Origin of the sequence: Lentilactobacillus hilgardii, assembly GCF_009832765.1 — a bacterium.
GTDB classification, from domain to species: domain Bacteria; phylum Bacillota; class Bacilli; order Lactobacillales; family Lactobacillaceae; genus Lentilactobacillus; species Lentilactobacillus hilgardii.
This window is the reverse complement of sequence record NZ_CP047121.1, coordinates 2,981,553-3,007,268: the sequence shown is the minus strand read 5'-3', so window position 1 is coordinate 3,007,268 and position 25,716 is coordinate 2,981,553. Positions and strand designations below refer to the sequence as shown.

Sequence of the window (25,716 nt, the reverse complement as noted above, 5' to 3'; positions counted from 1 at the left end):
CTATTATTTTGAAATCTGATCTTTTAAAAATAGTTTTATTAGCCCTTCAAAAAGTCTTTTTGCTTAAATTCGGGATTTGGATATTTATAGAAGCCTTCACCGGACTCCTGTCCAAGCTTTCCTTCATCTAATAATTCCTTTAACTTATCAAGAATTGGCTGAAGTCCCGGATTGTCAGGTAAGCTGGCCGCTGTAATGTTATAAGCGGTTCTGATCCCAACGGCATCTAAGATTCCAAATGGTCCGAATGGTGCACCTGTTGCGACAATCCAGGTTCTGTCGATAGTATGTGGATCGGCAACACCGTTAATCCAGAGTTTCTCTGCGGCATCAAGAAATGGAATTAACAATGAATTCAGGATGTATCCCGGTTGTTCCTTCTTCAATTGAATCGGCACCATGCCGATATCTCTTGCATATTGAACAATTTCATTGTAGATTGCCGGATCAGTTTCGGGAGAGCCCATAATTTCAGCAGTATTGTTTAACCAAACCTGATTTGAAAAGTGCATATTTAAAAATTGCTTAGGCCGGCCTGTGTCAGCTGCAAACATGCTTGGGACCAGTGTTGATGAATTACTTGCGAAAATCGTTTTAGCCGGGGCAAGTGTGCTGATCTTTTTGTAAAAGTCATGCTTGATATCCGGACGTTCCGGGACGGCTTCAATGACCAGATCAGCATCTGAAACGGCTTGTGCCAAATCATCCGTATATTTTAGCCGACTGATACCGGCGTTGAATTCTTCATCACTTGCTGCAATATCACGATGATAAGCATGACGTAAATTCTTAATCCGATCCTTTGCCTTATTAACGGCTTCCTGATTAATATCATAAACGGTCACATCAAAACCCTTAAAAGCGCTTTGAAATGCAATCTGACTTCCTAAAACACCGCTGCCTGCAACGGTCACTTTTTTGATAGCCATGATAAATCCCCCTTATAACACTGTAAACGGTTCCAACGATCATCACCTTAAATATATCAGAAACCTTGTGAAAATCAATGAAAATGCCTTTTGAATGATGAAATAATGACTTCACAAGATTACTATCTGTTGAAGAACAGACGCAAAAATAATTAGTTAACACATTTTGCTAGACTTTTAGTGTAAATATGCTATAGTGTAATAGATGAATATAACACTAGGGAGGTGGCACAATGAATTTCGATGATAAGATTCCAATCTATTACCAGATTAAGGAATATATTTACAGGCAAATTATTACCGGCAAGCTTGAACCTGGTGAGAAAATCCCTGCAGTTCGGCAGTTAGCAGTTGACCTAACCGTTAACGTTAACACAATCCAACGGGCCTTAAGCGAGTTGGTTACGGAAAAAATGATCGAATCAAAACGTGGGAGAGGGAACTTTGTCACTGAAGATATTAATAAGGTAAAAGAGTTGAAGGGTAAATTGATTATGGAACAACTTAAACAAATGTATGATAGTTTACGAAAATTAAATGTGAGTGATCAAGAGATCTTGGATTATGTGAGTCAATATATAAATAAACAGGAGCGTGATCAAAAATGACAAATTCAATTGAAATTAAAAATTTGAACTATCGAAAAAATATGAAACCGATTCTATCGAACGTTAATTTAACGATAGCGTCTGGAAAAATAGTTGGCCTGTTAGGTGAAAACGGTGCCGGTAAAACGACGCTTATGCGGTTAATTGCAGGAGTTGCCAAAGGGTACCAGGGGCAGATTAGTGTTGTAGATGAAAGTAAGATAGCAGCTAAAAAAGCGATCGTTAGTTTTAGTGAGCAATTGTCCGGTTTTAATCAAAATATGAAAATCGAGCGAATCGTTCGTTTTTATGAGGATGTTTATCCCGACTTTTCAGAAGATAAGTATAATCAAATGGCCGGATTTCTACAAATTAACGAAGACCAAAAGTTATCACAATTATCAAAAGGCATGCGTGAGAAGTTGATTATTGGGCTTGCATTATCCAGACGGGCAAAAGTTTACTTGCTGGATGAGCCCTTCGGTGGGATTGACAGTATGTCCCGAAAGAAGATTATTAATAGTATTATTCGCTGGAAACCCGACAATGCGACAATCCTGGTAAGTGATCACTATGTCTCTGAAATTGCCAGTGTTCTGGATGAAATTGTCATCATTAAAGACAAAACGGTTTTCGCCCAAAAGAGTACTGAAGAAATCCGTGAAAAATTTGGTGAAGGAATCGAAGAATACTACGAAAAAGTTTATGAAGGGACTGAATTACATGACTAGTTTTGGAGCATTAACAAACGCGCTTACGCGACGAAAGATACAAGTGATCAACCATCTTCTGGTACTCGATATTATTGCAATTTTACTAACTATCTTATACGCGGTTTATCAAGGAGATTTGAGTGCGGCTGATCCACTGATATACACGATGTCTTACTCATTAGTTGTCTTCTTTGTTGCATTCATTCTGATAGCACGACATAACGAGCGGATCTTCGTTAACGATTCATATCGTCTGGTGCCAACTAGTGACACCGGCTTATATTCCGCAAACCTACTTTCAGCATTTATCAGTATGATTTATCTGGGCGTTACGCAAATTATTTTCAGCATGATTGCAGCGGCGATGAACTTTCAACAAGTGATGACAACGCTTGGTCAGGCATTTGAACATTCCTCTCCTACACCGGGATCAATGAATAGTAGAAGTGAGATTATCGGTGCATTAATTGGCCTGGTAATTCTGATGATTGTGTCTACAATTTTTGCATGGGCTTCCATCAGTTTGATTCATTTGACAACAAGTGCCTTAACCGCTTTTCTGCCTGATAGTCGTTCACGTTTGTATCGATTCATTCTTTATGTGGTTGTTATTGCTGCGATTTTGTACATCTTGGGAAAGATTGTTAATCCAATCGGTGATATATTCTATGGCATGGTGAACGATAATTCTTATTATCAAATATATCTTAGTTCATTGGCATTATTGGTAGTGGCAGGTCTAGAATCTGCAGTTAACGTTTATTTATTAAGAAACTGGGTTGAAACGACGAACTGGTAAGTTTTAACTATTTGAAGAAGATTTGTTAAGGAGGCTGAAAAAGGCTTCTTTTTTTCTTGACAAATTTTCAAATAGTTGTCATAATATTAAATCGTAACAGTTACTATTTAAGCTTTGCATGTCAATCGCTAACGTTTACTCTTTTGCTGATTAATCAACCTGAATAACTGATACATAGTAATTTGGTCGATTAGCCAAAGACGGTTTGGCCGTTAATCAGGCTGTCAAACCAGCGACTTTTGGAAGGGATCGATTTCTTTTATGGCACAACATGTTTCAATCACGGTAATCGGAGGAGGTGCCGCCGGAATCGGTTTCGGTGCTGCAGTCAAATCATATGGGTTTCGTGATTTCGTCATTTTAGAGAAGGGCGAGATTGGGGACAGTTTTCGAAGGTGGAATCGCCATACCCGGTTTATATCACCTTCGTTTACTACGAACGGTTTCGGGTTTCCTGATTTAAATGCGGTTACACCAGAGACATCTCCAGCCTATACATTGGGAACTGAGCATCTTTCCGGTCGCGACTATGCTTATTACCTTCAAAAGGTGGCTCAAAATAAAAGCTTACCGATTCGGGTTCATACAGAAGTTGAAGAGGTTAAAACATTGCCCGATCACCGGTATGCATTACAGCTTGTTGGGCAGCCGCCACTCGTTACTGATTATGTGTTTATCGCGATTGGAGATTATGCCTATCCCTATGTACCCAAAATTCCGGGTTCTGCTTATGGCATTCACTATGTTGACGTTAAGGATTACAATCATTTTAAATCTGGGGAAGAACAGGTTATCATTGGTGGGAACGAGTCGGCGTTTGATTTAGCCATCAATTTGGCTGAAAAGAACATTGTTAATGATTTATTTTCAGCTGAGAGTGCGTTTAACTCCAATGACCCGGACCCCGGCCATCGGTTATCGACTTACACCTATGAGCGTTATATGGCCCACGCAGACCTGATAAACTTGAACGTTGGGAAGTCAGTTTTAGCAATTAAGCATGATCATCATGGCGATGATTATGTCATCTTGTTTAAGGACGGTTCCATTACCAAAACGGAGAATCAACCCATCTTTGCGACTGGTTTTGCTAATATTTTGAGCCCGTTAGCCGAGAAACTGTTTATTAATAAAGATAATAGGCCGGTGCTTGATGAGCATGATGAATCAACTATCCTACCCAACGTTTTTATGCTGGGACCCCCAGGTTCAACACGGAGATGCTGACTTGTGCTATGTGTATAAATACCGGCAACGATTTGCGCCGCTTGCCGAAACGGTTTTAAGACGAATCGGGATTGAAATTAATCCGCGAATAACCACGATGTATCGGCGTGCGGGAATGTATCTTCAAGAATTTGATCATTGTGACGTTAATTGTGACTGTTAATTAAATAGTGGAGTTGAAAATAATGAGAAAAAATATTGTTTTGGAATGTGTTGAGACCGGTGAACGGATTTATTTAACCAGCAAAAATGTGCGGAATAATCCGGATAGACTGGAATTGAAAAAGTATTCACCAAAATTAAGAAGACGCGCGATTTTTAGAGAAACTAAGTAAAGGAGATTATTTTATGGCAAAAAAATCAAAAATTGTTAAGTACGAAAAGCAACAAAAATTAGTTGCTAAATACGCTGATTTACGTCGTGAACTGAAGGCGAAGGGCGATTACGAGGCTTTGGCCAAGTTGCCAAAAGATTCGAACCCGATTAGAATGCGTCGGCGTGACCATATTGATGGCCGTCCCCGTGGCTATATGCGTAAGTTTGACATGTCACGTTTGAATTTTAGAAAATATGCGCACCTCGGCCAAATTCCTGGTGTCCATAAGGCTAGTTGGTAATTGTTTTCTTGAAAGAAGTGACTTAAATGGAAAAACAAGATTTGGCAAGTGCCTATCGTCGTTTAAAGAGTCCAAGTATTAAGATTCGCAAGAGAGCGTTAAAGATTATCAAAGAAGCTAAGCATCATACTTCTAAATAATGGCGTAAAAGCTGTTTAATTTTACAAGATTATCTGCTGAATTGAGAATATGATTAGAGAATTGTCGATTCGGCAGGTGATTCATTAAAATAGATGATTGATTTGATAATATCATTAAGAAAATGGTCGGAGTAAATTCTAAGTTTATTCCGATCATTTTTTATCTACATATTACTTAGTTATATTAGGCAATAAGAGGCAGTAAAATTGGCAATTAAGTATTTATGAGTTGCAAAGTAACTGTTTTACGTCTAAAATGACTATTGGTCAATATTGAATTTTGAGTTGTTTAAATGAAGGTTGGAGAATTAAGTTGAATATTTTAACAGAAAAACAACGGACGCAAAAAGCGGGTAGAATTGCTGACACAGCACTGGCTCTTTTTAAAACGCAGTCGTTTGGCAGCATTTCGATGTCCCAAATTGCGACTCAATCCGGTGTCTCTAAAGGAACACTCTTTAATTATTTTGAAACTAAGGAAAATATTTTTATGTTTTTGCTATTGAATGGTTATCAAAATTACTTTAAGAAGTTAATCAAAAAATTGCAACAGCTGCCACCTGAGCTTTCTAATGAAGTGTTTTGTGAGTTTATGATTGCACAAACCAGGTATTTAATTCGGGATCAATCTGTTTTGGTTCGGTTAAATGCACTTCGGGCGCCGGTTCTGGAGGGCCGTGCCAATATTCAGCAAACACTTGCCGGCCGTAAGAGGCTGTATGAAATCAGTCAACGGCTTGGTGAGGTGATTGCTGAACGAATCACACTCATTTCCGCTTCTGAAGCGAGTCATCTTTTTGTTGTCCAAAGCGCGATTATCAGCGGCTTGATGAACATGATGGGATTGGATGAATTCAATCACAAAAAATTGACATCCAATTTTAAGGACTTTCGTGTCAATCTCGAAACTGATGCCGTTCAAGCATTTAAATTTTATTTAGACGGCTTTCTGGCTTCAAAAACCGGTAAGTAAACGGAGGTATTCTTGTGAAACAGACACATATTCGAAATTTTGCAATCATTGCCCACATTGATCACGGAAAATCAACGTTGGCTGATCGGATTATGGAACAAACCAAAACGGTTAGTGAACGGGAAAGTAAGGATCAACTTCTCGACAACATGGAAGTCGAGCAGGCACATGGTATTACGGTTAAATCACGAACCGTTCGAAATTATTATCGTGCAGATAATGGCGAGGAATATGATTATAATTTTATTGATACGCCGGGACACGTCGATTTTTCGTATGAAGTTTCAAAAAGCTTGGCAGCCAGTGACGGGGCTATTTTGTTGGTAGATGCAACTCAGGGCGTTCAAGCCCAGACCGTCGCTAATTTTCGACTGGCAAAACAAAATGGATTAACGATTATTCCGGTGATTAATAAGATTGATAGTGAAACAGCAGATGTTAACACAACGGCTCAGCAAATCCGTCAATTGGATCCAATATTCAATTATACAAAGATCTTGGAAATTTCGGCCAAAACCGGTCAAAATGTTCATGGCGTTTTGGAAGCAATTTACCAAGAGATCCCAGCACCAACCGGACAACTGGAAAAACCATTGAAAGCACTTGTATTTGATTCTCTTTATGACCCTTTCAAAGGAATTGTGGCGTATGTACGGCTTTATGATGGTCAATTAAAAGCCGGCCAGCACTTGAAGCTAATGGCCGATCAAACTGGTTTTACAAGTCATGAAGTGGGTGTTTTTGCCCCGGATATGAAGCAATCCAAGCAATTATCCGCTGGAGACGTTGGCTATGTGGTTACAGGATTAAAGGATCCCCAGTTGATTCGGGTGGGTGATACGTTGACAGAATCCAACCGACCGGCTGACCAGGCATTGCCGGGATATCAACCCGCCAAGTCTATGGTATTTGCAGGCTTTTATCCAAAAGATGATCATTATAAAGAACTCAAGGCGGCTGTTGAAAAGCTGGCATTAAACGATTCTTCTTTTCACTATGTCGAAGAAACTTCTGATGCACTTGGTCCCGGTTTTCGTTGTGGCTTTTTAGGGATGCTTCATCTGCAGATTATCCGGGAAAGATTGAATGATGAATACCAGGTAGCCGTTTTAACAACAGCGCCTAATTCAACTTATCAGGTATATCTCAAGGATAAGCGCGTTGAAACACCTTTAATTGTCACAAATCCAGTGAAGTTTCCGGACTTTTCTAAAATCGATTATGTTGAGGAATCTTTTGTTAAAGCCGTTATGACAACACCCAGTGCGTCTTTGGGACCTGTTATGAGGCTAGCGGATAATCATTTGGGAACATTACTGGATATGAACAATCATGGTGATCTAGTTGAATTGGTTTATAAATTACCGATTTCTGAAATTGCTTACGACTTCTTTAATGAGCTGAAGTCTGAATCTCATGGCTATGCAACGCTTGACACCAGTTTTTTGGATTATGAGTTGGCAGATGTTGTAAAAATTGAGGTTCACATCAATTATGCGCCTGTTGACGCTTTGGATGTGATTGTTCATCGTCAGGATGCTGAAAAGATCGCTCAGGGAATCGTGAAGAAGATGAAGTACACGGTTCCCCGCCGGTTATATCCAATGCCGGTACAAGCATTTGTGGAGGGAAAATCGATTGCCAGGATCGATGTGCCGCCTTTGAGAAAAAATGCGGCGGTTAATGGCGATAAACGTAGTATTTCCAAGAAACAGCAGTTACTAAGACGTCAAAACGTCAACAAACGCCAGGCTGCCAGAAGTGATATTGAGTTACCTCAAGAAGTGTTTAACGCGATTCTTGAATTGGATTAAGACGGTCACCAAATTGGAAGTGGTGATTAATTGAGCAAATGAGTTAAATATTTGATTTAACGTAAAATACAAAATTCATTGAGATCATATCGGTATCGTACTGACAAAACAGTTGGATGGCGAGACATGATTGCAGATGGGTATTATATTTTGCGTTTTTCGTTGTTTACTTAATTGGCGGAAATCGTTATGATAAAGAAAAATACCCCATGGGGTATAAGAGGAAACGATTAATTGTTAGTTGCTAAATTCAAGTCAATTACGACCGATCAATTAAAGGAAAAGCTGATCAATCGACCAACCATTATTGATGTTCGGGAAGATTTTGAATATCGTGTCGGTCATATTCTTTCAGCGATTAATTTACCATTAGCAGGTTTGGCAAATACGATGACTCAAGTTTCCAAGCCACAACCGTGGTACCTGATTTGTCGATCAGGCGCCCGAAGCAAACGGGCAGCGACATTTTTAAGTAAAGCCGGGTACGATGTGATTAATGTTAAAGGTGGCATGAACGCTTGGAATGGACCGATTAAGCGTTAGGGATAAACCAGTTGGTTTTAGAAAACGAGGACCTTTGACTCAGAGGAGGAAATAGCATGCGCGTTGTGATTGTTGGTGGTGTTGCAGGTGGTATGTCGGCCGCAACACGGCTCAGAAGATTGTCTGAAGATACTGAAATTATTGTGTTGGATAAAGGACCTTACGTTTCCTTTGCGAACTGTGCGTTGCCATATTATATGTCTGGAGAGATTAGCCAACGCTCGTCATTAATTGTCGAATCGCCTGACCATCTGAAGGAACGGTTCAATATTGATGTCCGACCAAATACCGAAGTTGTTAAAATTAATGCGGGGCGTCATCAGGTAACTGCTGTCCATGACGGCCAGTCTGAGACGCTTGATTATGATCGGCTGATTTTATCTCCGGGTTCTAAGGCGATTGTTCCTGACATTGTTGGATTAAAGGAAGCGGACAATGTCTTTACCTTGCGCAGTATTCCTGATGTTGACAAAATCATGGCTGAATTGGGTCAGGGACTTAAAACGGCAGCGGTTATCGGAGCGGGATCCGTTGGCGTTGAAGCTGTTGAAAACCTGACGAAGCGTGGGTTAAAGACGACATTAGTCGAGGCAGGCGACCACATCCTACCCTTTATGGATAACGAAATGGCCGCAATCGTTTCACGTGAAACAACCGAACACGGTGTGGCGTTGAAATTAAATACTAAGGTTAGCAAAATTGCCGATCACCGGCTTGAGTTGAATGATGGTTCAACCCTTCAAGCTGACATTATTATTGTGGCTGCTGGTGTGAAGCCGGATACAAAGCTCGTTTCGGAGGCGGGAATTAAAACTGGTAAGCATGGTGGCATTCTTGTGGACGGTTGTTATCAAACATCGGCTGATGATGTATACGCTGTTGGGGATGCGATTCTCATCAGACAGCAATTAACCGGTGAACTAACCTCAATTCCATTGGCGTCACCCGCTAACAGGCAGGGCAGACAAGTGGCTGATGTGATTATGGGTGAAAATCGGCGTAACCAAGGCGGTATTGGGACTGCAATTGTTCGTTCATTTGATATCGCTGCAGCTGCAACCGGACTGAATACCGAACAGTTAAAGCAGGCCGGCGTTCATTATCAGGCAGTTCATATCACCGGTCAAAGTCACGCGGCTTATTATCCGGGAGGTACACCACTTTCACTGAAATTAATGTTTGACCCGAAAAGCGGCAGGCTTTATGGTGCTCAAGCCGTTGGTAAAGCAAGTGCTGACAAGCGAATTGATGTCTTATCGGTAGCGATTAAGCATCGAATGACCGTTTTTGATTTACCAGAATTTGAATTAAGCTATGCACCACCATTCGGTTCGGCGAAGGATCCGGTTAATATGATTGGATATGCGGCAGAGAATTTGGTAGAAGGACTGTCCGAGAATATTCAATTCGACGAGGTTGATGATGCGGTTAAGGCCGGTGCTTACCTGGTCGATGTTCGAAATCCAGAAGAACTGGATCGGGATGGTCGTTTACCAAATGCAGTAAACATTCCATTGGATGATTTGAGAAATCATTTAAATGACTTGCCGAAAGATCGTCAAATTATTGTCAGCTGCCGAAGTGGGCAAAGAAGTTATATTGCCGAACGAATTTTAAAAAACGATGGTTTTAAGGTCAAAAACCTGGATGGCGCATTTCTAATATACAGTGCGGCTTATCCGCAACGAATCCAGCACATAGGAGGACATTAGAAATGGCATGTGATCCAAAAATTGCCAACCGACTTAAACGGGCAGAAGGCCAAATCAGAGGAATCCTGAAAATGATGGACGATGATAAATCCTGCCGTGAAATCATGCCTCAATTAATGGCAGTGCGTTCCAGTGTTGATAAGGTTATGGGACTGGTTGTTGCCGAAAACCTGCGCCGTTGCTTAGATGAAGAAGGCACGCAACATGATGAGAAGCTTGAAGAAGCTTTGATGATGATTACCAAGCTTTAAAGTAGGTGACAGCGTAGATCAGATAGTAGGTTTATGGTTGTACCATAATAGACAAAAAAGATCAGAATTAACACTTAAAGTGCCCTCAATACAGCTATTGATTATTTATTGAGATCAAGGCATCATTTGCCAAACCAAATTATTGCTAAGTGTCTAAATCCGAATACACTGAGAGGTGAAATCGGAATATAAAAATTTATGTATTTCATTTACTAATTATTATAGGAGGCAGTTACATTGATTAAAATTGGGATTAATGGTTTTGGTCGAATTGGCCGGTTAGCACTTCGTCGTATTATGGAAATTAAAGATCCTAACATTGAAGTTACAGCGATTAATGATTTAACCACTCCCTCAATGCTTGCCTATTTGTTTAAATATGACTCAACTCACGGCACCGCACCGTATGATGTTAGTTCAACCGATCATTCAATCATTATTAATGGTCATGAATTTAACGTATACGCAGAACGTGATGCCTCAAAGATTCCCTGGGTAAAAAATGACGGCGTTCAATTGGTACTTGAGTGTACCGGTTTCTATACATCAAAAGAGAAATCACAAGCTCACTTGGATGCCGGTGTTAAGAAGGTTTTGATTTCAGCACCAGCTGGTCCAATGAAGACGGTTGTTTATGGTGTTAATCAAGATATTCTTAACGCGAATGACCAAATTATCTCTGCCGGTTCCTGCACAACCAATGCGTTGGCACCAATGGCTTACACGTTGAACAAGGAATTTGGCATTGAAGTCGGCACGATGACGGTTATTCATGCCTTTACCAGTTCGCAGATGATTCTTGACGGGCCTAAGGGTAAGAAGTTCCGTCCAAACCGTACCGCTTCAGCGAATACAATTCCTCATTCAACAGGTGCCGCTAAAGCAATCGGCTTGGTTATTCCGGAACTTGACGGTCACTTGAATGGTCATGCGCAACGAGTTGCCGTTGTGGATGGATCCGTATGCGAATTGGTTTCTGTTTTAAAGACGAAAGGCGTTACAGCTGACAAGATTAACAGTGCTATTAAGCCATATACCAAAGATAACCCGGCATTTGGTTGGAATGAAGACGAAATTGTTTCATCCGATATTATTGGTGATACACATGGCGGTGTCTTTGATCCGACGCAAACTGAAGTTACTACAAATGGCGACTTCCAGGTTGTTAAGACCGCAACTTGGTTTGACAATGAATACGGTTTTGTTTCCAATATGATCAGAACCGCTAAGTCGTTTGGTGATCAATAATTAAGGTGTTTATCCTTTAAAAAATAAGATTTATCTGGATTGGGGCAAAAGCAATTTTGTTCCAATTTTTTTGACCTTTTTTGGATAGCAACACTATCTATAATTTATTCAATGCTTGAGCACAAAAAATACAATCTCAATTGCAGTCTTAAAGGGATGACTGTAACTGAAATTGCATTTTACCGGGACTTAGAATTGACTATCATTTTTAAATGGTTTAAACATTTCGTCTTCGGAAGAACAGTAACCCAATACACAGAAAGAAGAGTGTGTAAACGAGACTTCCAAAGAATAATTGATTATCAGACAAGAGCGTTAATGTATGCCGAGTCGGATCTACGATTTGATTTGAGTAATTCAAGAAATTGAACGGATTCCATTTGAACCAGTGATACTTATCAATTAATTTGAACATTAGCGTGCTGATAATGTTAAACGTGAAGAACATGACAATGCCCACTGTAACGGCTGTTGTTGAAGTTCTGAATAATGTTGCAAACAAGAATACGATACTTAATATAAACCACAAAGTGATGAAACTGCTGCCGATTGTGGCCAGCCATTGTTCTAGAAAAGTTAGATGATAAGTGTATGTTCCGGTATCGCCCAACGAGAATTTATCATTCACGAGTACAATTTTTCCCAATAAAGCAACAACGCCAGTCATGGCATACAAATAGATTGAATAGGCAAGCATGATCAACCACTTGCTTATCAAAATAGTCCCACGGGAATATTGTTGATAAATCAGCTCTTTAATGGTGCCATACTGAAACTCCATTGAAAGCGATGTTGCACAAGCCGCAATCATTACAAACACAACCCACGTCGTTGCGCCAAAGCTGGATGTGAAAAATAACTGTGCGGGGAAAGTCTTGGGATACATTCTGCTCAGGAGGGCAGAGCCAAAAACCAGTCCGGCTAATACGATAGTTACCCAATAAGTACTCTTCTTCCTCAGTAACTTAAATCCCTCCTGCCATAGGAGTGTTTTCATTTTTGTCCCTCCGTTTCAAGTTGATCTTCGTTTAACAACTTTAAAACCGACTCTTCCAAGCCGCCATCTTGATGTTGAATATCCAAAACGGTTATTTTTTGATGATCAAGGGCTTTAAGAATTGGCTCCAGGTTAACTTTAGCCGCCACATGGATTTTTAATTCAGAATCGCTGACTAAGTGATAGCCGGCTTGTGTTAATACTTTTCGGGCTAAAGGATCATTGCTTGTTGACAATATCAGGTAATGATCACTGGCTGCCAGTAAATCTTTCATCGTTGTTTCTTGAATGATTCGTCCGTGATCGAGGATTAATAGTTCATCTGCCACTTTTTGTAATTCACTAAGAATATGGCTTGAAATTAAGAAAGTCGTTCCTGATTGGCTTTTGGCCTTAATCAAAAGACGCAGTTCCTTATTTGCTTGAGGATCTAATCCATTCATCGGCTCATCTAGAATGACCAGCTCGGGTTCATTGACCATCGCCATGGCAATTCCCAATTTTTGTTTCATCCCTAATGAATATTTTTTGGCGGGTCGATCAATATACTTGGTTAGGTGCAACTCTTTAATAGTCTTTTGAATGTGTTGTTTTCGGTCGGGTCCCTTAGCAAATAATGTCAAATGATCCCTACCGCTAATAAATGGATAAATGCTTGGATATTCAATTAAAGCGCCCACTCTTTTCAAGATCTCATGGTGGTCAAACGAGCTTAACTGACCGTCAATGGAGATCGTTCCCTGCGCTGAAGTCAATCCCAAAATGGCTTTCATCAAAGTTGTTTTTCCGGCACCGTTTGCGCCAACCAAACCGATAACATGGCCCTTTTGACCATTTAAAGATATATCATGTAAAACTTGTTTTGATCCAAAGGACTTATTTAACTTCTGAACCTTCAGTATCGTTTCACTCATAAAAAGGCCTCCCTAATGTTCAACATCAAACGAAAGCAGCCAACTATCTGTGACGAAAGTTACCTTTCGAAATACTGTCAGAATAACTTAAAGCTTAAATCGGATTAATTTGCATGAACCGCATTTAAATATTGAAACGGATGGTTCAATTTTTGATAATTGGTTTCCGATAACTTATAGTGAACGGCGCGAATAACAGGGATGTTCGTCACCTGCGCGTGCTTGGAATCCGAATAGACGGACATATGAATGGCAACTTTGGGTTTTGCTTGGTAGAAAGTGTAGCGATAGTTGAGATGGGCTTTGTTAAGATACTTTTTACCAAGGCCGACCTGATCAACATTGGCAGCATCGCCAACAATATTGGAAATATAGATAACATCCCTGCGATTAGTGATTTGGGCAACTTCTTTGCCATTGGCAGTTGAAACTTTAACCCAGTCATATTTTCTAAAAGAATATTGATGGGCTTTTTTTGTGCTGGACATTAATTTGTTTAGAGACTTGGATTGGCTTCCGCTGCATCCTGAAAGAAATGGCACAATTATCAGGGTTAACAATAGTGCTGATAAACCGGCGGATTCTTTATTGATGATATGCTTCATAATAATCCCCTTCTTTTTATACTACTGTACTATTCAACTAATACAGTATAACAAAGCTGCAAAAATAGCAAGGATGGTTATACTTTATTTTTGAAGCAAAAAGATCTGCTTTTTGGTATTATTTGGAGTAATGAGTACCTTTTAAAAGAGGTAAATAGATTTTTGAATGTTATATAAATAAAAAGCATTATTTACTGATATATAAATCGATTTTTTACGATTTATTAATTTACATATGAAAAATTGCCTGTGTATTTTAATAATGGGCTGTTTTTAATTAAATGTGATGTATAATAGTTTTTAAACAGTTAATTATTGAAAGAAGGCAAAGATTATGGAATACCAATTACTTTCAATTTATAAATACAATGGTAGTGGTCCTTCCAAACGCGATGCTGAAGTGGAAGCTGAATATCAGCGACGATTAAACGGGTATTCAACGGTTGTAACGGATATGTATCCTGTTTTGGATAAAAAGGCATATGAGCAAATTGACAATTATCCATTATTCTTTGTTCAAACAAATGAAATTAATAAGCTGGTTAACCTAATTACTAGAAACTCAAGGAAAATTGAAGAAATAGCTGAGAAGTTGCCCGGGGTGGCTAAAATGAGTTATACTAGGAAACTTTTGACTTCTGAAATTTATTACACTAATAAAATTGAGGGTGTTAAAACTACTAAAGAAGAAATTGGAACTGTGGTTGGGCAACTGTCATCTAAAAATCAGCCAGATCGTAGGTTGGCTTCGGCAGTAAGGTTATATCATGCAACTTTAACCGGAAAAACATATCAAATTAAAGAACTTCGGGATTTTCGCAAGATCTATGATGAATTATTACGTGGCGAAATCGGTGACGATAAGCAGCCAGATGGTAAAGTATTTAGGAACCAATCTGTACATATTGGTACTTCAAGTCAGAAAATTCATACACCACCGGTTAATGAGCAGCAAATTGAAACGAAACTGATGCCCTTGATTCAATTTATGAATCAGCATGAGATTCAAGATTTAACCAAAGCGGTTGTGACACATTTTATGTTTGAAAATAGTCATCCTTTCAATGATGGAAATGGTAGAACGGGTAGGTATCTTTTGTCATCGTACTTGGCCAGCAAGCTGGATCACTATACGGGGCTGTCTGTCTCAAGTGCGATTTACGCTGATCAGTCTGCCTATTATAAAGCTTTTAAACAAGCAGATAATTGGGAAAACAGAGCGGATGTCACAATATTTATTCAAAAAATAATGGGGATTATCAGTGAAGGGCAAATGGATGTGATTGTTAATTTAAGGCAGTTATCGGATCAGCTTGGAGAAACCTATCATAAAATTCAAGCATCATTTAAGGATCCGGTTCAACGTGCGATTATTTATATTCTTGCCCAGTCTAAATTGTTTAGTGAGAATCCTGAAACAGGCATTAAAGATATAGAATTAATTAAGGTCCTTTATGCAGAAGATTCAAAAATATATCATAAAAATAAAGTGCAACGCGAAATTAAGCTGTTAACCAAAAATGGTGTTATTGCGGAGATTAAGAGACGCCCACTACAACACTTGGTTGATGATCAATATTTATAAAAGAAAAATGTCTTTTGATTGTTTTATATACTTATACATTAATTAGTGAAAGGTATTGGATTAGGAATATTTAAGTCCACGTTATGAGAAGTAATGAATCTATTGACGCTCTAGACAAATAAAAATGACGCGGGATAATAGGAAGAAATACATCGAAGGTGAATGGTATGCAGACTTGGCAGCAAAATCGCATTTACTCAGCGATTAATGGTACTAATCCGACGGTAATGGCAAGACTTTCCGGTGGCTTTGCGGTGATGGGCGATACCCAATTTCTGCCCGGATATGCCGTGTTATTACCAAAGCGGGAGGTTGCGTCATTAAACGACTTATCACTGTCGGAACGGACCGAGTTTCTTAAGGATATGAGCATTTTGGGTGATGCAGTTCTTCAAGCAACCGGCGCGTTAAGAATTAATTATGATATTTTAGGAAATACGGATCAATTTTTGCATGCCCATGTGTTTCCCAGATATGTCAGTGAACCGCCTGAACGCCTTGGCAAGCCCGTTTGGTTATACAGTCCTGATCACTGGTCAGCACCGCGATATCAATATGATCCGAAAAAACACGGTCGTTTAAGAGCGGAGATTACCAGATATCTCCGCGACCATTTGACTGGAAATGATCATATGCCAAATTAAACTATCAGTATGGGGGCAATTTAAATGCGTAAACAATGGTCACTCAAAACAGTTTATGGAAACTATCTTATTTTTTGGTTGATTTGGCTGGTCGTTCAGGGATACTTAAAGGGCATTCAAACCCAATATACGACGGGGATGGCCAATGATTTGATCAATGTTGTGGTTAAAGCTGTCATTTGGATTTCATTGGGGCTGTTTTGGTTTAGTAGAACGCAAAATCAGCTTTGGCTATCAAAAAAGAAACTTTATAACAGTCGTTTTCCGATTGAGTTTTGGCTGGCACTTGTTATTTTTATCGGCTATTTATTCATGTCAATGTGGATCAGACATCATGGCTTTTACATCACAACCCATCCTTTTACCAAAGAGGGTGGCAATTTTCTTAGCGTCACGTTGGCAGCGGGGTTAATTGAAGAACTGGTTTTTCGCGGCTTTTTCTGTAATTTCTTACTTACAAAATACGATATGCTGACAGCTATTATGATTCAGGCACTCCTGTTTCAGGCAATTCATTTTCCGATTTATTGGGCTGAAGAATTGTCGTTGATGGGGTGGGTTGCCAATGTCGCAACCGTGCTACCGTTAGGAATTGTTTTTGGCTGGATTTTCTATCGATCAAGAAACTTGTGGCCAAGTACAATTCTGCATTGTGTCTGGGATACGGCGATTTTTCTGTTTGTATAGGTTGACGGCCACACTTGGGGGGTGGAATCATAATGACAATCAAACTTGGCGGTATTTTAAAGCAAACGCGTCAGGCACAGCACATGACCCAAAAACAATTGGCAGAAGGAATCTGTTCACAATCGATGCTTTCGGCTATTGAGAAGGGGCAATATACACCAAATGCCAACTTATTAATTGCACTCTGTAGGCGATTGAAGATCAGTTTGGACGATATTAGCTTATCCAGTAATTTTGCTATTGGGCGGACACGCGACTTCAATCAAAAATTGGATCGATTATGTAATCAACATCAGTATCAAAAATTGTTCGACTTTTTGCAGAAGCCATCCGTTCTTGATGCAATTGAAACCGATGGGCAGACGCAGGCATACTATTACTATCTTGGGGTTTCCAAATGGCACCTCCAGCAAGGCCTTCAGGATGTTGCGGCAGATTTTCAACTATCGCTGGCGAGTGCGCAGCCAACCCATTTGTCGGTACTAACACGCCTTGGGATGATGTCTTTGGCAATGGTAAGGACACAGTTGGGACAGCTGCGATCATCCGAAAAGTTACTTGCTCAAGCTGTTTCTGATATTGAAACGGCAGAGTATGAAGAAAATTTAAATATTGTTTTCTATTTGGCAGGATTGATTTGTTTTGAGTCAGAACATTATGCTAAGACAGCCAACTGGGTGTTGAGGGGCATTGACTTCGCTACCGGTCACGATTCACATTATATGTTAGCGAATCTGTATTATTTGTTGGCAAGAACGGCTGAAGTTGAAGCACAATTAGATATACATGACGATGCACAGGAGCGTGCCAAGATCTTTACGGAATTGTTTCACGAGAAACCATATGAAAATTTCTGAAAAATCAGTATACTGATTTTTGATTATTGATCGGGATTGGTAAAGTGAAGCCATTAAATAAGAGGAGGCTTCATCATGAATGACAAATTATTTACCAACAGCGTGACAATTAATGCAAAGGCGGCAGCGGCACGACAAGTTCTGACAAATCCATCTCAATTATTGAAATGGGTGCCGGAAATCAACGCGGTTGATCAAAGTCGAGATTCCTTTACCATTACCCGATCCCAAGGGGCTTTAAACCAAGTGGAAGTGATTACCGTTGAGTTGACAGAGTCAACAATCATCTATCACAGTAGACAGGGGCGTTTGAATTATGACCTTGTATTCACGTTATTGGAAAGCGATAACCATTTACAAATTCAAGAAGAGTTAATTATCGACGACTCAGAAACCAAATTGCCGCTCAAGTTATTGGCACCGATTGCCAAACACGCACTAAATGTGAATTTAATTAATCTGGGACGTCTAATTGAAGGAATAACAATGGTTTAATTTAGCCAGAGCCAATTAAAAAGGGGACTTGAAGCAATTGTTTGCTTACAAGTCCTCTTCTTTATGCTCTGTTTGTGATTCCTCACTTGGTTCCTGAACCCATTTTTCGATTAAAAGGTGAACATCGTGCGTGTCTTGTCCCTTGCTCTCTTCTTCGGTATCGTTAATCAATTTAATAATCTTTTGCCAAAGCTTCTTTTCATTTTCCGGTGATAACTTCCACGTACTATGGACTGAACCTGCGTGAATGTTATCAATATCAGGATTTTGGGCATAGTTTTTAATGTCGGTCTGCATGGCGCTCAGAAACTGTTGGGTTTGAAAAAGAATCATCTGAGCGACTTCCTGACTGTGCTTTTCAACCCATTCAGCGGAAATGTTAACGCCTTTTTTGGTTAACTCAGGATCTTCCGGACCAAGTTTGGGATCATGGTGCGTCATTGGATAACTGGAGTAGTAGAATTCCTGAAAATTCTTAATATTCTTCTTTTGCGTCACTTCTAACAGCCCTTGGTCCGTCATTTTTTTGACAGTGTAGTAGAGCTGATTGGTCGGAATATTAACCCTTTGTGAGATTTCCTTTGACGTTAATCCTTCCTTGCCTTTGGTGGCTTTCAAGATTGCGATGACTTTTTCGTCTGCCATGAGCTTTGCCAATTTGGAAACTGCATTTTTCGCCATTTCTTTCACCTCATAACTATGATAAGCGCTTGACAAAATTTGTTCAACCGGCTATATTTTATTTGTCTATTAAATTAATTTAGTCGATAAAATAAATTTAATTATTGCTTGCCCCTGCCAAGTTGAAAATAGATTTGAGGTCTTCCTTTATGGTTGAAAATAAAGCAATCATCTTACTTGAAAAAAAGTCTCAATTCGCGCCAATCACGAATCGACAATCAAATCATCAAATTATGAAAGATGTCGCCAGTAATTTTATTAGTTCTCTTAGCGGTGGCATGTTTTCACTTGCCATGGGATTAATGTTATTGCATGATACGCATTCCCCGTTAAGTTTTGGACTGGAAACGGCAATTGTTCCGATTGTCGGGCTGATCTTTTTGATTCCTGTCGGAAACATTGTTGATCAATATCATCATAAAATTATTCTGGTTGTCAGTTTGATTGCACGACTGGTTGGCTTGGTTATTTTTGCGTTGATCTATCCCCTTTTCACCGGGATTTATAAATTGGTTCCGGTTGCTGGTTTTGTTGTTATTAACGCCATTTCAACTAATTTTAATACCACTGCTTATTCTGCTTCAGTTCACGAGCTTGTCAACGATCAGAAGATTCAGCTGTTAAGTTCCCTGACGCAAGCGGCTTCAGCACTTTCTTCGGTTTTGTCACCGGCGATTGGTGTGGCTGTATATGCACTGATCGGATTTGAAACTTTTATTGTTGTTGAAATTATCGCAACCTTTGCGGCTTTGATGTTACTGCTTTCAATGCAGTTTCACTACAGTGACGCTGTCAGTTCAGTTAAAAATATTTCCAAGACGCTTGCTTCCCAACTGTCGGGGTTTAAGACGGGGTTACAGTATATTCGGCACCGGCCTTTGATTCGCGATCTTATTTTAGTTGCTATCGTTGTCAATTTCCTGTTTACAGCGATTACAATCGGTCTTCCGTTTGTGATTACGGCCCAGCTTCACGCTGGAAACATGCCGATTGGGTATATTGAAACCGGGTTTTCCGCCGGCATTTTTATCGGGAGTATCATCATGTCGATCATACCGAACAACGTGTATTTTTCATTAAAAATTGTACCGCCGATTATCGTTATGGGAGCTTGCATGGCGTTGTTGGGGCTTCTCTTGGCAACCGTTACCCAGCCGGTTCAACTAACGCTGGCCGGGGCTGTCATTATGTTTGTGGCTGGATCAATGAGTGGCGTGATGAACGTCTCAACTAATATTCGACTGCAAACAACCGTCCCAAGTCATCTTTTGGGAAGGGTTAATTCAACACTCATGACGTCGGTAACGGCAATCATGCCAATTGGCACACTTATCTATACGTTCTTGTTTCAGAGTCAACTCAGTGGTGCGCTTGTGATTGCGGTTAGCGGCGTGATGATGCTTGGTTATGTCATAGGATTTTTGAGATTGATTCTTAAAGATATTCGTGGGGATAAGCAGTTTCAGGGAGAGTGAGAATCCTTTGCCAATAACTGTGAGGGGACAGTTCCAGTGTTTATTTTAGAAGTTTAGACTCGTCGCGTCTAAGTCGACTGAACGTTTCGCTAAAAGCACGTTGATTATTTTTATTTTTAATAAGCAAAAACGCAACAATCAGTTCAATGATTCTGGTTAGGAGAATGAATTCGACCAGGAACCAAGATGTGTTGCCCGAAAAGGCGCCACCATTATTGATTGGAAAACCAATTAGGTCAATCATGCAGTGAATAACCACTGAAATCCATATTGTGCCGGTGTATAGGGCAATAACACTAAACAGGAAACCAATACCAAATGCCGCAAATATTTGTAAGCAAGTTTGTAAAACGCCTTGCTCAGTTAGATTTTGAGCGTGACAAAGTCCGAAAAAGAGAGCACTGATCAGACTGGACCAGAAAACTCTGGATTCAATGGAAACTCTTTTTATGGATGCTAACGGCCACAAAAATAAATAACGAAACATAAATTCTTCTTTTAAGCCTGTCCAAATAATGGTAAAAAGAACGATTAGTAATGAGTTCTGAGCCAAGGTAAGGTCGAAGTTTGTCAGCAGGCGCATCCAACTACCAGCGGATAATCCCATATTTAAAAGCAATATTACAACCGCCAGTAGAAGCCACCAGTAGTTGACACTGGTATTGATCTTTAGCCTTGGCAGCCGATAGCCCCAATAAATCATTAAATAAATGGCAATCGTAAAGTTTCCAATAATGAGAATCCAGATAATGGGTGAACCCAAGTTGAGAGTAAAGGGAATCTTTAGATATTGAAAAGCATTTAAGGATGTTGAGAAAAAAACGGTCATCAATAGAATACTACTGGCGATTTGCCAACCAATTTGTGACTGTGGCATTAGGATAATTTTGATAAATGGCAGCATCAATACCCCGAATATGGCCAATATGGCCGCGAGGATCCCCCATTTCACATATGTATTTGCGGTCATTATTGAAGAAAAAGACAAACAAATACTGGTGAGTAAGGTTGCTGGAAAAGTGAGGACCAACAGCATTTTTGCCAAATTGTCGATAACTTGTAAATAAGGCCTTTTCATGATTGTTTTGGCGGTAATTAAAAGCCCCAAAACAGCTGTTAAAATGCCAAAGACTAGGTTTCCAAATGTTATTGACAATGCGGGTGACAAAATAAAAAAGATAACGGTAATGACACCAATCAGCGAGCATTCCAATTTGAATGCCAGTAAGGATTTGTTCATAGTGACACCTCTTTCGATAATTTATGAGAAGTCAATAAAACGATTAATGATGCTCATTGTGATTCATGAAGGGCACTATTGCAACTAAGTTAAATGATAAGGCTATGTTAATTAATAAAGGGATAGCGGGGTGACCAATAAAAAGAAGATCATTAATTTAAAAAACATAACCGTTAGGCTTACGTATATAATTACTGACAGGTAAAACTGTGCCTGTCTTCCCCCTTATTAATGCTCGGCAATAAAAATGGCTGGATCATTATTGATCGCAGCCATTTTCTTATTGCCATAAATTAAAGTTGCCAAGTTAACATTATGCCTATTTTTTATCTGTAGGACGAAAAATAAAAGAACAGCCAAATAAAATGATGGTTAGAACAAATGACCAGCCAAGTAAGCCTTGTGGCCGATTGTAACCAATAACCAGGATTGAGTTATGATTAACAATGTCATAACTGAAGATACCGATAAAAATAAGTAAAAAAATTCCAGCCATTACTAATAATACTTTTCTCATGTTGATCGATACTTCCCCTCCAACAGGTTTACACTCAGTTTAATTCAAGACTGAAATGAATGAAAACAAAAAGGATTGAGAGAGTCATGCGAAATTGGTGAATGACTTTTCGAAAGGACAAATCATTTTAGTATTCTTGATGTTTGCGACGTTAACAGTTAATTAACAATTCGTCTAACCGTTCCGTTTGTTTCCTTTCGCCAGCTGGGCGCATTAAGTGAGGTAATGCCGACCCCACCGGTATCTGATTGGCCATGGTCATGCAAGAATAAATGATCACCTAAATAAATGGCAACGTGTGAGTTGACCTGTCCTTTTGCATTTGTGAAGAAGAACAAATCGCCACGTTTCATGTGATTAAAACTAACGGGCTTGCCCATTGTAACAAGCGTGAAAGTTGTCACGCTATCCAGATTTCCGAGCGTGATACCGGCTTTGCCGTAGCAATATCTGACAAAGGATGAGCAGTCAAAGCGATGGTGACGGATATCGGTTAAATTTCGTCCGCCACCGTAGTCGTATTTAGAATGGCCTACGAGTTTTAAACCGGCGCTAATGGCTGTTTCAATTGGTTTGTTATGTCCCTTGAGTGCATTTAAATCGCGAAATTGAGTTTGCTGTGCGCTGATCCAGTAGGTGTGTTTACCTTGCTTGAACTTGATATAACCGGCACGCTGATTGTGATTCAAATCAGCTCTTACGCTACCCTTAATATGATTTTGGAGATGTTTGTCACTAGCTGTTCCCAAGTATTGAGCTCCCTTGGTTCCGGCAGGTGCAGAGTATAATTTGGCCTTTGGGGTCGAAATGGTTAATTTATATGGAAATCGATATGATTGGTAAATGTGATTTGGCGCCACGGTCTGTTTAACCTCGGTGACAGAAGTTGGTACCTCGTTTGGACTCCAAGTTGCCTTTGCAAAGACTAATCCAATACCGATAAATGCAACGATGCCCACGCCCCAAAAAATAAGTTTGCAATGTCTCATCAAAATTTCCCCCGAATAATTTTATTGATGTTAGTTGTAACATGGTAAATGGGGTTAAGAGATTGATTTGGATGGATCTTATTTGTTTTTTAGAAAAGATTAATAGATATATATTAAGCCACTCTAATTAAATTGGATTTTGATGAGCGTCCTGTATATATCAATTATTTGATTTGATGTATACTGAAAACGAATTATAGGAGAACGGGGGAATGGGATATGATTAGAATGAAGGGTTTATGGTTATCCATGCTGGCAATTTCGGCTGTGATAACCGGTATTAATTTGAATAATATCCAGGTGTCTGCAAAGGCAAAAGGGTTAAGTAATACACAGGTCAATGCGATCTTGACTAAATCGAAGTTATATCGACCGTCAAAGATCAAACCAAATCAAGAAACGACTTTTGATGTTTTCTTAAAGCCTAAGAACGAAAGTCAATATTTCCAAGAAGCACTTGATGTCAATACTCCGGGGAATAGTCAGTTTAAGCACTATCTGACGCCAACTGAAATCGGCAATAAATTTGGGCAATCAAATTCAGTCATAACTGGCTGGACATCTTTTTTGAAAAAGCATGGTTTAAAAACTATCGTATCGAAGAACAAACGGGTTATCTTTGTCTCCGGAAAAGCCGGTTCAATTGGTAAACTTTTTAAGACAAATTTGAATTCGGCCAAGTATCACCATAACCCGTTTCAATTCGGAAAAGTGGGGCCAAAATTCCCTAAAAACCTGTCTAAAAGTTTATTAGCATTTGGAGGCATGGCCGACCATAATCGAGATAATGTTATTCCTAATGCAGATCTTCAATTAGCTAAAATCAGTCCAATAGTTCATCGGGTAGGTGGATATACGACTCGTTTTACAAGAACTTATCATCTAAGTTCATTGCTTGAAAAGGGTTTTAACGGTAAAGGGAACGCTGTTGGCATAATTTCTTTTGAAGGAATTCATAAAAGCAATGTGTTTCATTTTTGGAAGCATGAACATGCCAGTATTTCTCCAGCTCGTTATACGGTAAAAAATGTTCAAGGAAATTTCTTTAATCCAAAGATGATTTCAAATGATAGTGGAGAGGCTACCATGGATGTTGAATATGCAGGATCGGTTGCACCACAGGCAAATATTCGAATGTATCGTCAAAAGAGTGAAATGCCTACATTTTTAAATACAGTAAACTTGTTTAATATGGCTTACGACGAAAATAAGGTAAGCTCGTTATCTTCAAGCTGGGGACTTCAAAGTAATAAAACAAATGCTTTAATGCAGAAAAAAGGGATGCTTCCTAAACAATACTTAGATATTTTGAGTTTAACGTTTGCTCAAGGTGATCTTCAAGGAATCTCGACATTTGTTGGCAGTGGTGATACTGGTGCAGGAAGTTACTATGTGAAGCGAATTACGAAAAATCATGCATTTTTAGGATATAGCCAGCATTCTAATGATATTATTACAACCAATCCTTGGTTAACAAGTTGTGGTGGAACAACGTTGCCTTATTTTTACAAGGGAGCCATGCTAAAAAAATCAGAGTTTGGAAATATTGGAAACATTAGCAACAAGAACGAACGGGCATGGGGTTCAAACTTCATAAAAGTTTTACAAAGTAAACCCGAATTATTAAAAAAGGATCCTATAATCAGACTTAAGCTCACGGTCGGTGGTGGCGGTGGATTTTCGGAAATCTACGCGACACCAAGCTATCAAAAGGGAGTGCCTGGTGTAAATACATTTAATGCTCGAAAGTTATTAACGAAATACAATTATCCGATCCTTAATGCCCCGCTTATTTCGGGTACTGGTCAGGGAAGAAACTTTCCGGATATCTCTGCTAATGCGGATGCTTTGACGCCTTATATCGTGTATCAAAAGGAAAAGGGACAGAGCCCATGGAGCTTGGGAGCAGGTACCAGTATTGTTGGGCCACAAATGGCAGGAGCAATTGCTGATTTGAACAGTGGTCGAAGTACGCGTATGGGCTTCTTGAATGCTCAAATCTATCAATTAGCAACCACACAGAATTCTCCGTTTAATCCTTTAAACAGCACAACTGATAACAATAATATGTATTATACCGGTCAACCCGGCACTGTATATAATCAAGCTTCGGGATTAGGTACGGTTAATTTTGAAAAATTGTTTGAAGAATATAAATAGGTTAGAAATGGATTTACCAAAACGGTGTCGTGGACAATAACCTGTCAACGACACCGTTTTTGATTGGGAATATAGCTATTACTTGATAATCTATTATGATTTTTTGAACTTAGTTTAAAATGATTAAGCTACTTCAAACACTTGTCATGATCATAATAATTAAAAAAATGTCGTAATTATCAGTTGTAATACATCAATTACTATCACCGTCATAAAAGGGATGAACACTAGGTCGACAGCTAGCAGAACAACTGAGTATTTCTAAGACATTTCTTGATCAAATTTCAATACAGAAATTAAAGCAATAATACGAGCG

29 protein-coding genes are annotated in these 25,716 nt (G+C 39.4%); 21 read left to right on the top strand and 8 right to left on the bottom strand.

The features are described from left to right. Positions 1-38: 38 nt before the first annotated feature. Positions 39-929 (bottom strand): 3-hydroxyacyl-CoA dehydrogenase, encoded by an 891-nt coding sequence (locus tag GQR93_RS14230; protein WP_003550852.1) that lies wholly within the window; start codon positions 927-929, stop codon positions 39-41. Between the two features lie 233 nt (positions 930-1,162). Between GQR93_RS14230 and GQR93_RS14225 the strand changes: the two genes are divergently transcribed. The 14 genes from GQR93_RS14225 to gap all read left to right on the top strand — a co-directional run bounded on the left by GQR93_RS14225 (position 1,163) and on the right by gap (position 11,554). Continuing rightward, positions 1,163-1,537: a GntR family transcriptional regulator gene (locus GQR93_RS14225; RefSeq protein WP_003550850.1), complete on the top strand. Its 375-nt coding sequence runs from the start codon at positions 1,163-1,165 to the stop codon at positions 1,535-1,537. After that, positions 1,534-2,247: an ABC transporter ATP-binding protein gene (locus tag GQR93_RS14220; RefSeq protein ID WP_003550849.1), complete on the top strand. Its 714-nt coding sequence runs from the start codon at positions 1,534-1,536 to the stop codon at positions 2,245-2,247. Before GQR93_RS14225 ends, GQR93_RS14220 begins: the two co-directional genes overlap by 4 nt. Next, positions 2,240-3,028 (top strand): hypothetical protein, encoded by a 789-nt coding sequence (locus GQR93_RS14215; RefSeq protein WP_003550847.1) that lies wholly within the window; start codon positions 2,240-2,242, stop codon positions 3,026-3,028. Before GQR93_RS14220 ends, GQR93_RS14215 begins: the two co-directional genes overlap by 8 nt. 261 nt (positions 3,029-3,289) lie before the next feature. Further along, entirely contained in the window at positions 3,290-4,255 is a 966-nt protein-coding gene (locus GQR93_RS14210; protein ID WP_003550845.1) for an NAD(P)/FAD-dependent oxidoreductase, read from the top strand. 1 nt (position 4,256) lies between these two features. Further along, positions 4,257-4,418, top strand: coding sequence for a hypothetical protein (locus GQR93_RS14205; RefSeq protein ID WP_003550837.1), 162 nt, complete (start codon positions 4,257-4,259; stop codon positions 4,416-4,418). A 22-nt stretch (positions 4,419-4,440) separates the two neighbouring features. Beyond that, entirely contained in the window at positions 4,441-4,590 is a 150-nt protein-coding gene (gene rpmG, locus GQR93_RS14200) for a 50S ribosomal protein L33 (RefSeq protein ID WP_003550836.1), read from the top strand. A gap of 13 nt (positions 4,591-4,603) precedes the next feature. After that, positions 4,604-4,873, top strand: coding sequence for a 30S ribosomal protein S14 (rpsN, locus tag GQR93_RS14195; protein WP_003550835.1), 270 nt, complete (start codon positions 4,604-4,606; stop codon positions 4,871-4,873). A gap of 26 nt (positions 4,874-4,899) precedes the next feature. Beyond that, a complete protein-coding gene (locus GQR93_RS14190; protein WP_159298818.1) occupies positions 4,900-5,013 on the top strand; it encodes a putative metal homeostasis protein in 114 nt (37 codons plus the stop codon). Between the two features lie 313 nt (positions 5,014-5,326). Beyond that, positions 5,327-5,986 (top strand): TetR/AcrR family transcriptional regulator, encoded by a 660-nt coding sequence (locus GQR93_RS14185; protein WP_035444164.1) that lies wholly within the window; start codon positions 5,327-5,329, stop codon positions 5,984-5,986. Between the two features lie 14 nt (positions 5,987-6,000). Then, positions 6,001-7,800: a translation elongation factor 4 gene (gene lepA, locus GQR93_RS14180; protein ID WP_003550833.1), complete on the top strand. Its 1,800-nt coding sequence runs from the start codon at positions 6,001-6,003 to the stop codon at positions 7,798-7,800. 234 nt (positions 7,801-8,034) lie between these two features. Then, a complete protein-coding gene (locus GQR93_RS14175) occupies positions 8,035-8,343 on the top strand; it encodes a rhodanese-like domain-containing protein (RefSeq protein ID WP_003550832.1) in 309 nt (102 codons plus the stop codon). 56 nt (positions 8,344-8,399) lie between these two features. After that, positions 8,400-10,055, top strand: coding sequence for an FAD-dependent oxidoreductase (locus GQR93_RS14170; RefSeq protein ID WP_003550831.1), 1,656 nt, complete (start codon positions 8,400-8,402; stop codon positions 10,053-10,055). A 2-nt stretch (positions 10,056-10,057) separates the two neighbouring features. Continuing rightward, complete coding sequence (locus GQR93_RS14165; protein WP_003550830.1) at positions 10,058-10,306, top strand: metal-sensitive transcriptional regulator; 249 nt, start codon at positions 10,058-10,060, stop codon at positions 10,304-10,306. Positions 10,307-10,543: 237 nt separating this feature from the next. Then, a complete protein-coding gene (gene gap / locus GQR93_RS14160; protein ID WP_003550829.1) occupies positions 10,544-11,554 on the top strand; it encodes a type I glyceraldehyde-3-phosphate dehydrogenase in 1,011 nt (336 codons plus the stop codon). A gap of 217 nt (positions 11,555-11,771) precedes the next feature. Here the strand turns inward: gap and GQR93_RS14155 are convergent, their stop codons facing one another. The 3 genes from GQR93_RS14155 to GQR93_RS14145 all read right to left on the bottom strand — a co-directional run bounded on the left by GQR93_RS14155 (position 11,772) and on the right by GQR93_RS14145 (position 14,070). Further along, entirely contained in the window at positions 11,772-12,551 is a 780-nt protein-coding gene (locus GQR93_RS14155; protein WP_003550828.1) for an ABC transporter permease, read from the bottom strand. After that, complete coding sequence (locus tag GQR93_RS14150) at positions 12,548-13,465, bottom strand: ABC transporter ATP-binding protein (protein WP_003550826.1); 918 nt, start codon at positions 13,463-13,465, stop codon at positions 12,548-12,550. The genes GQR93_RS14155 and GQR93_RS14150 overlap by 4 nt, the downstream gene beginning before the upstream one ends. Positions 13,466-13,569: 104 nt before the next feature. Further along, the gene (locus tag GQR93_RS14145; RefSeq protein ID WP_003550824.1) at positions 13,570-14,070 is read right to left on the bottom strand and encodes a hypothetical protein; all 501 of its coding nucleotides are present in this window, start codon (positions 14,068-14,070) and stop codon (positions 13,570-13,572) included. 334 nt (positions 14,071-14,404) lie between these two features. Between GQR93_RS14145 and GQR93_RS14140 the strand changes: the two genes are divergently transcribed. From GQR93_RS14140 to GQR93_RS14120, 5 genes are all read left to right on the top strand, one after another. Further along, complete coding sequence (locus tag GQR93_RS14140; RefSeq protein ID WP_003550823.1) at positions 14,405-15,655, top strand: Fic family protein; 1,251 nt, start codon at positions 14,405-14,407, stop codon at positions 15,653-15,655. 167 nt (positions 15,656-15,822) lie between these two features. Further along, positions 15,823-16,299: an HIT family protein gene (locus tag GQR93_RS14135; RefSeq protein ID WP_003550821.1), complete on the top strand. Its 477-nt coding sequence runs from the start codon at positions 15,823-15,825 to the stop codon at positions 16,297-16,299. A gap of 24 nt (positions 16,300-16,323) precedes the next feature. Further along, a complete protein-coding gene (locus GQR93_RS14130) occupies positions 16,324-16,986 on the top strand; it encodes a CPBP family intramembrane glutamic endopeptidase (protein ID WP_003550820.1) in 663 nt (220 codons plus the stop codon). Positions 16,987-17,018: 32 nt separating this feature from the next. Continuing rightward, positions 17,019-17,843, top strand: coding sequence for a helix-turn-helix transcriptional regulator (locus tag GQR93_RS14125; protein ID WP_003550818.1), 825 nt, complete (start codon positions 17,019-17,021; stop codon positions 17,841-17,843). Between the two features lie 75 nt (positions 17,844-17,918). Then, complete coding sequence (locus GQR93_RS14120) at positions 17,919-18,338, top strand: hypothetical protein (RefSeq protein WP_003550815.1); 420 nt, start codon at positions 17,919-17,921, stop codon at positions 18,336-18,338. A 45-nt stretch (positions 18,339-18,383) separates the two neighbouring features. On the opposite strand, the gene GQR93_RS14115 is transcribed toward GQR93_RS14120, so the two are convergent. Continuing rightward, complete coding sequence (locus tag GQR93_RS14115) at positions 18,384-19,019, bottom strand: winged helix-turn-helix domain-containing protein (protein WP_003550813.1); 636 nt, start codon at positions 19,017-19,019, stop codon at positions 18,384-18,386. A gap of 149 nt (positions 19,020-19,168) precedes the next feature. Between GQR93_RS14115 and GQR93_RS14110 the strand changes: the two genes are divergently transcribed. Next, positions 19,169-20,494 carry an MFS transporter gene (locus GQR93_RS14110; protein WP_003550811.1) on the top strand — a complete coding sequence of 442 codons (1,326 nt, stop codon included), beginning with the start codon at positions 19,169-19,171 and terminating at the stop codon, positions 20,492-20,494. A gap of 40 nt (positions 20,495-20,534) precedes the next feature. Here GQR93_RS14110 and GQR93_RS14105 read toward each other — a convergent pair whose 3' ends face one another. From GQR93_RS14105 to GQR93_RS14095, 3 genes are all read right to left on the bottom strand, one after another. Next, the gene (locus GQR93_RS14105; protein WP_003550809.1) at positions 20,535-21,734 is read right to left on the bottom strand and encodes a CPBP family intramembrane glutamic endopeptidase; all 1,200 of its coding nucleotides are present in this window, start codon (positions 21,732-21,734) and stop codon (positions 20,535-20,537) included. A 319-nt stretch (positions 21,735-22,053) separates the two neighbouring features. Further along, entirely contained in the window at positions 22,054-22,251 is a 198-nt protein-coding gene (locus tag GQR93_RS14100; protein ID WP_003550808.1) for a hypothetical protein, read from the bottom strand. Positions 22,252-22,409: 158 nt separating this feature from the next. Beyond that, a complete protein-coding gene (locus GQR93_RS14095) occupies positions 22,410-23,240 on the bottom strand; it encodes a C40 family peptidase (protein WP_003550805.1) in 831 nt (276 codons plus the stop codon). 219 nt (positions 23,241-23,459) lie between these two features. Between GQR93_RS14095 and GQR93_RS14090 the strand changes: the two genes are divergently transcribed. Next, positions 23,460-25,400 carry a S53 family peptidase gene (locus GQR93_RS14090; RefSeq protein ID WP_003550803.1) on the top strand — a complete coding sequence of 647 codons (1,941 nt, stop codon included), beginning with the start codon at positions 23,460-23,462 and terminating at the stop codon, positions 25,398-25,400. The last annotated feature ends 316 nt before the right edge of the window (positions 25,401-25,716 follow it).

Excerpts from the sequence above, each read along its gene's own strand:
- GQR93_RS14220 (WP_003550849.1), top strand. The coding sequence starts at position 1,534 with ATGACAAATTCAATTGAAATTAAAAATTTGAACTATCGAAAAAATATG.
- GQR93_RS14100 (WP_003550808.1), bottom strand. The coding sequence starts at position 22,251 with ATGAGAAAAGTATTATTAGTAATGGCTGGAATTTTTTTACTTATTTTT.
- GQR93_RS14145 (WP_003550824.1), bottom strand. The coding sequence starts at position 14,070 with ATGAAGCATATCATCAATAAAGAATCCGCCGGTTTATCAGCACTATTG.
- GQR93_RS14165 (WP_003550830.1), top strand. The coding sequence starts at position 10,058 with ATGGCATGTGATCCAAAAATTGCCAACCGACTTAAACGGGCAGAAGGC.
- GQR93_RS14140 (WP_003550823.1), top strand. The coding sequence starts at position 14,405 with ATGGAATACCAATTACTTTCAATTTATAAATACAATGGTAGTGGTCCT.
- GQR93_RS14090 (WP_003550803.1), top strand. The coding sequence starts at position 23,460 with ATGATTAGAATGAAGGGTTTATGGTTATCCATGCTGGCAATTTCGGCT.
- GQR93_RS14225 (WP_003550850.1), top strand. The coding sequence starts at position 1,163 with ATGAATTTCGATGATAAGATTCCAATCTATTACCAGATTAAGGAATAT.
- GQR93_RS14215 (WP_003550847.1), top strand. The coding sequence starts at position 2,240 with ATGACTAGTTTTGGAGCATTAACAAACGCGCTTACGCGACGAAAGATA.
- GQR93_RS14170 (WP_003550831.1), top strand. The coding sequence starts at position 8,400 with ATGCGCGTTGTGATTGTTGGTGGTGTTGCAGGTGGTATGTCGGCCGCA.
- rpsN (WP_003550835.1), top strand. The coding sequence starts at position 4,604 with ATGGCAAAAAAATCAAAAATTGTTAAGTACGAAAAGCAACAAAAATTA.
- GQR93_RS14210 (WP_003550845.1), top strand. The coding sequence starts at position 3,290 with ATGGCACAACATGTTTCAATCACGGTAATCGGAGGAGGTGCCGCCGGA.
- GQR93_RS14115 (WP_003550813.1), bottom strand. The coding sequence starts at position 19,019 with ATGGCGAAAAATGCAGTTTCCAAATTGGCAAAGCTCATGGCAGACGAA.
- rpmG (WP_003550836.1), top strand. The coding sequence starts at position 4,441 with ATGAGAAAAAATATTGTTTTGGAATGTGTTGAGACCGGTGAACGGATT.
- GQR93_RS14105 (WP_003550809.1), bottom strand. The coding sequence starts at position 21,734 with ATGAACAAATCCTTACTGGCATTCAAATTGGAATGCTCGCTGATTGGT.
- GQR93_RS14095 (WP_003550805.1), bottom strand. The coding sequence starts at position 23,240 with ATGAGACATTGCAAACTTATTTTTTGGGGCGTGGGCATCGTTGCATTT.
- GQR93_RS14190 (WP_159298818.1), top strand. The coding sequence starts at position 4,900 with ATGGAAAAACAAGATTTGGCAAGTGCCTATCGTCGTTTAAAGAGTCCA.
- GQR93_RS14125 (WP_003550818.1), top strand. The coding sequence starts at position 17,019 with ATGACAATCAAACTTGGCGGTATTTTAAAGCAAACGCGTCAGGCACAG.
- GQR93_RS14110 (WP_003550811.1), top strand. The coding sequence starts at position 19,169 with ATGGTTGAAAATAAAGCAATCATCTTACTTGAAAAAAAGTCTCAATTC.
- GQR93_RS14130 (WP_003550820.1), top strand. The coding sequence starts at position 16,324 with ATGCGTAAACAATGGTCACTCAAAACAGTTTATGGAAACTATCTTATT.
- GQR93_RS14155 (WP_003550828.1), bottom strand. The coding sequence starts at position 12,551 with ATGAAAACACTCCTATGGCAGGAGGGATTTAAGTTACTGAGGAAGAAG.
- GQR93_RS14150 (WP_003550826.1), bottom strand. The coding sequence starts at position 13,465 with ATGAGTGAAACGATACTGAAGGTTCAGAAGTTAAATAAGTCCTTTGGA.
- GQR93_RS14120 (WP_003550815.1), top strand. The coding sequence starts at position 17,919 with ATGAATGACAAATTATTTACCAACAGCGTGACAATTAATGCAAAGGCG.
- GQR93_RS14230 (WP_003550852.1), bottom strand. The coding sequence starts at position 929 with ATGGCTATCAAAAAAGTGACCGTTGCAGGCAGCGGTGTTTTAGGAAGT.
- GQR93_RS14135 (WP_003550821.1), top strand. The coding sequence starts at position 15,823 with ATGCAGACTTGGCAGCAAAATCGCATTTACTCAGCGATTAATGGTACT.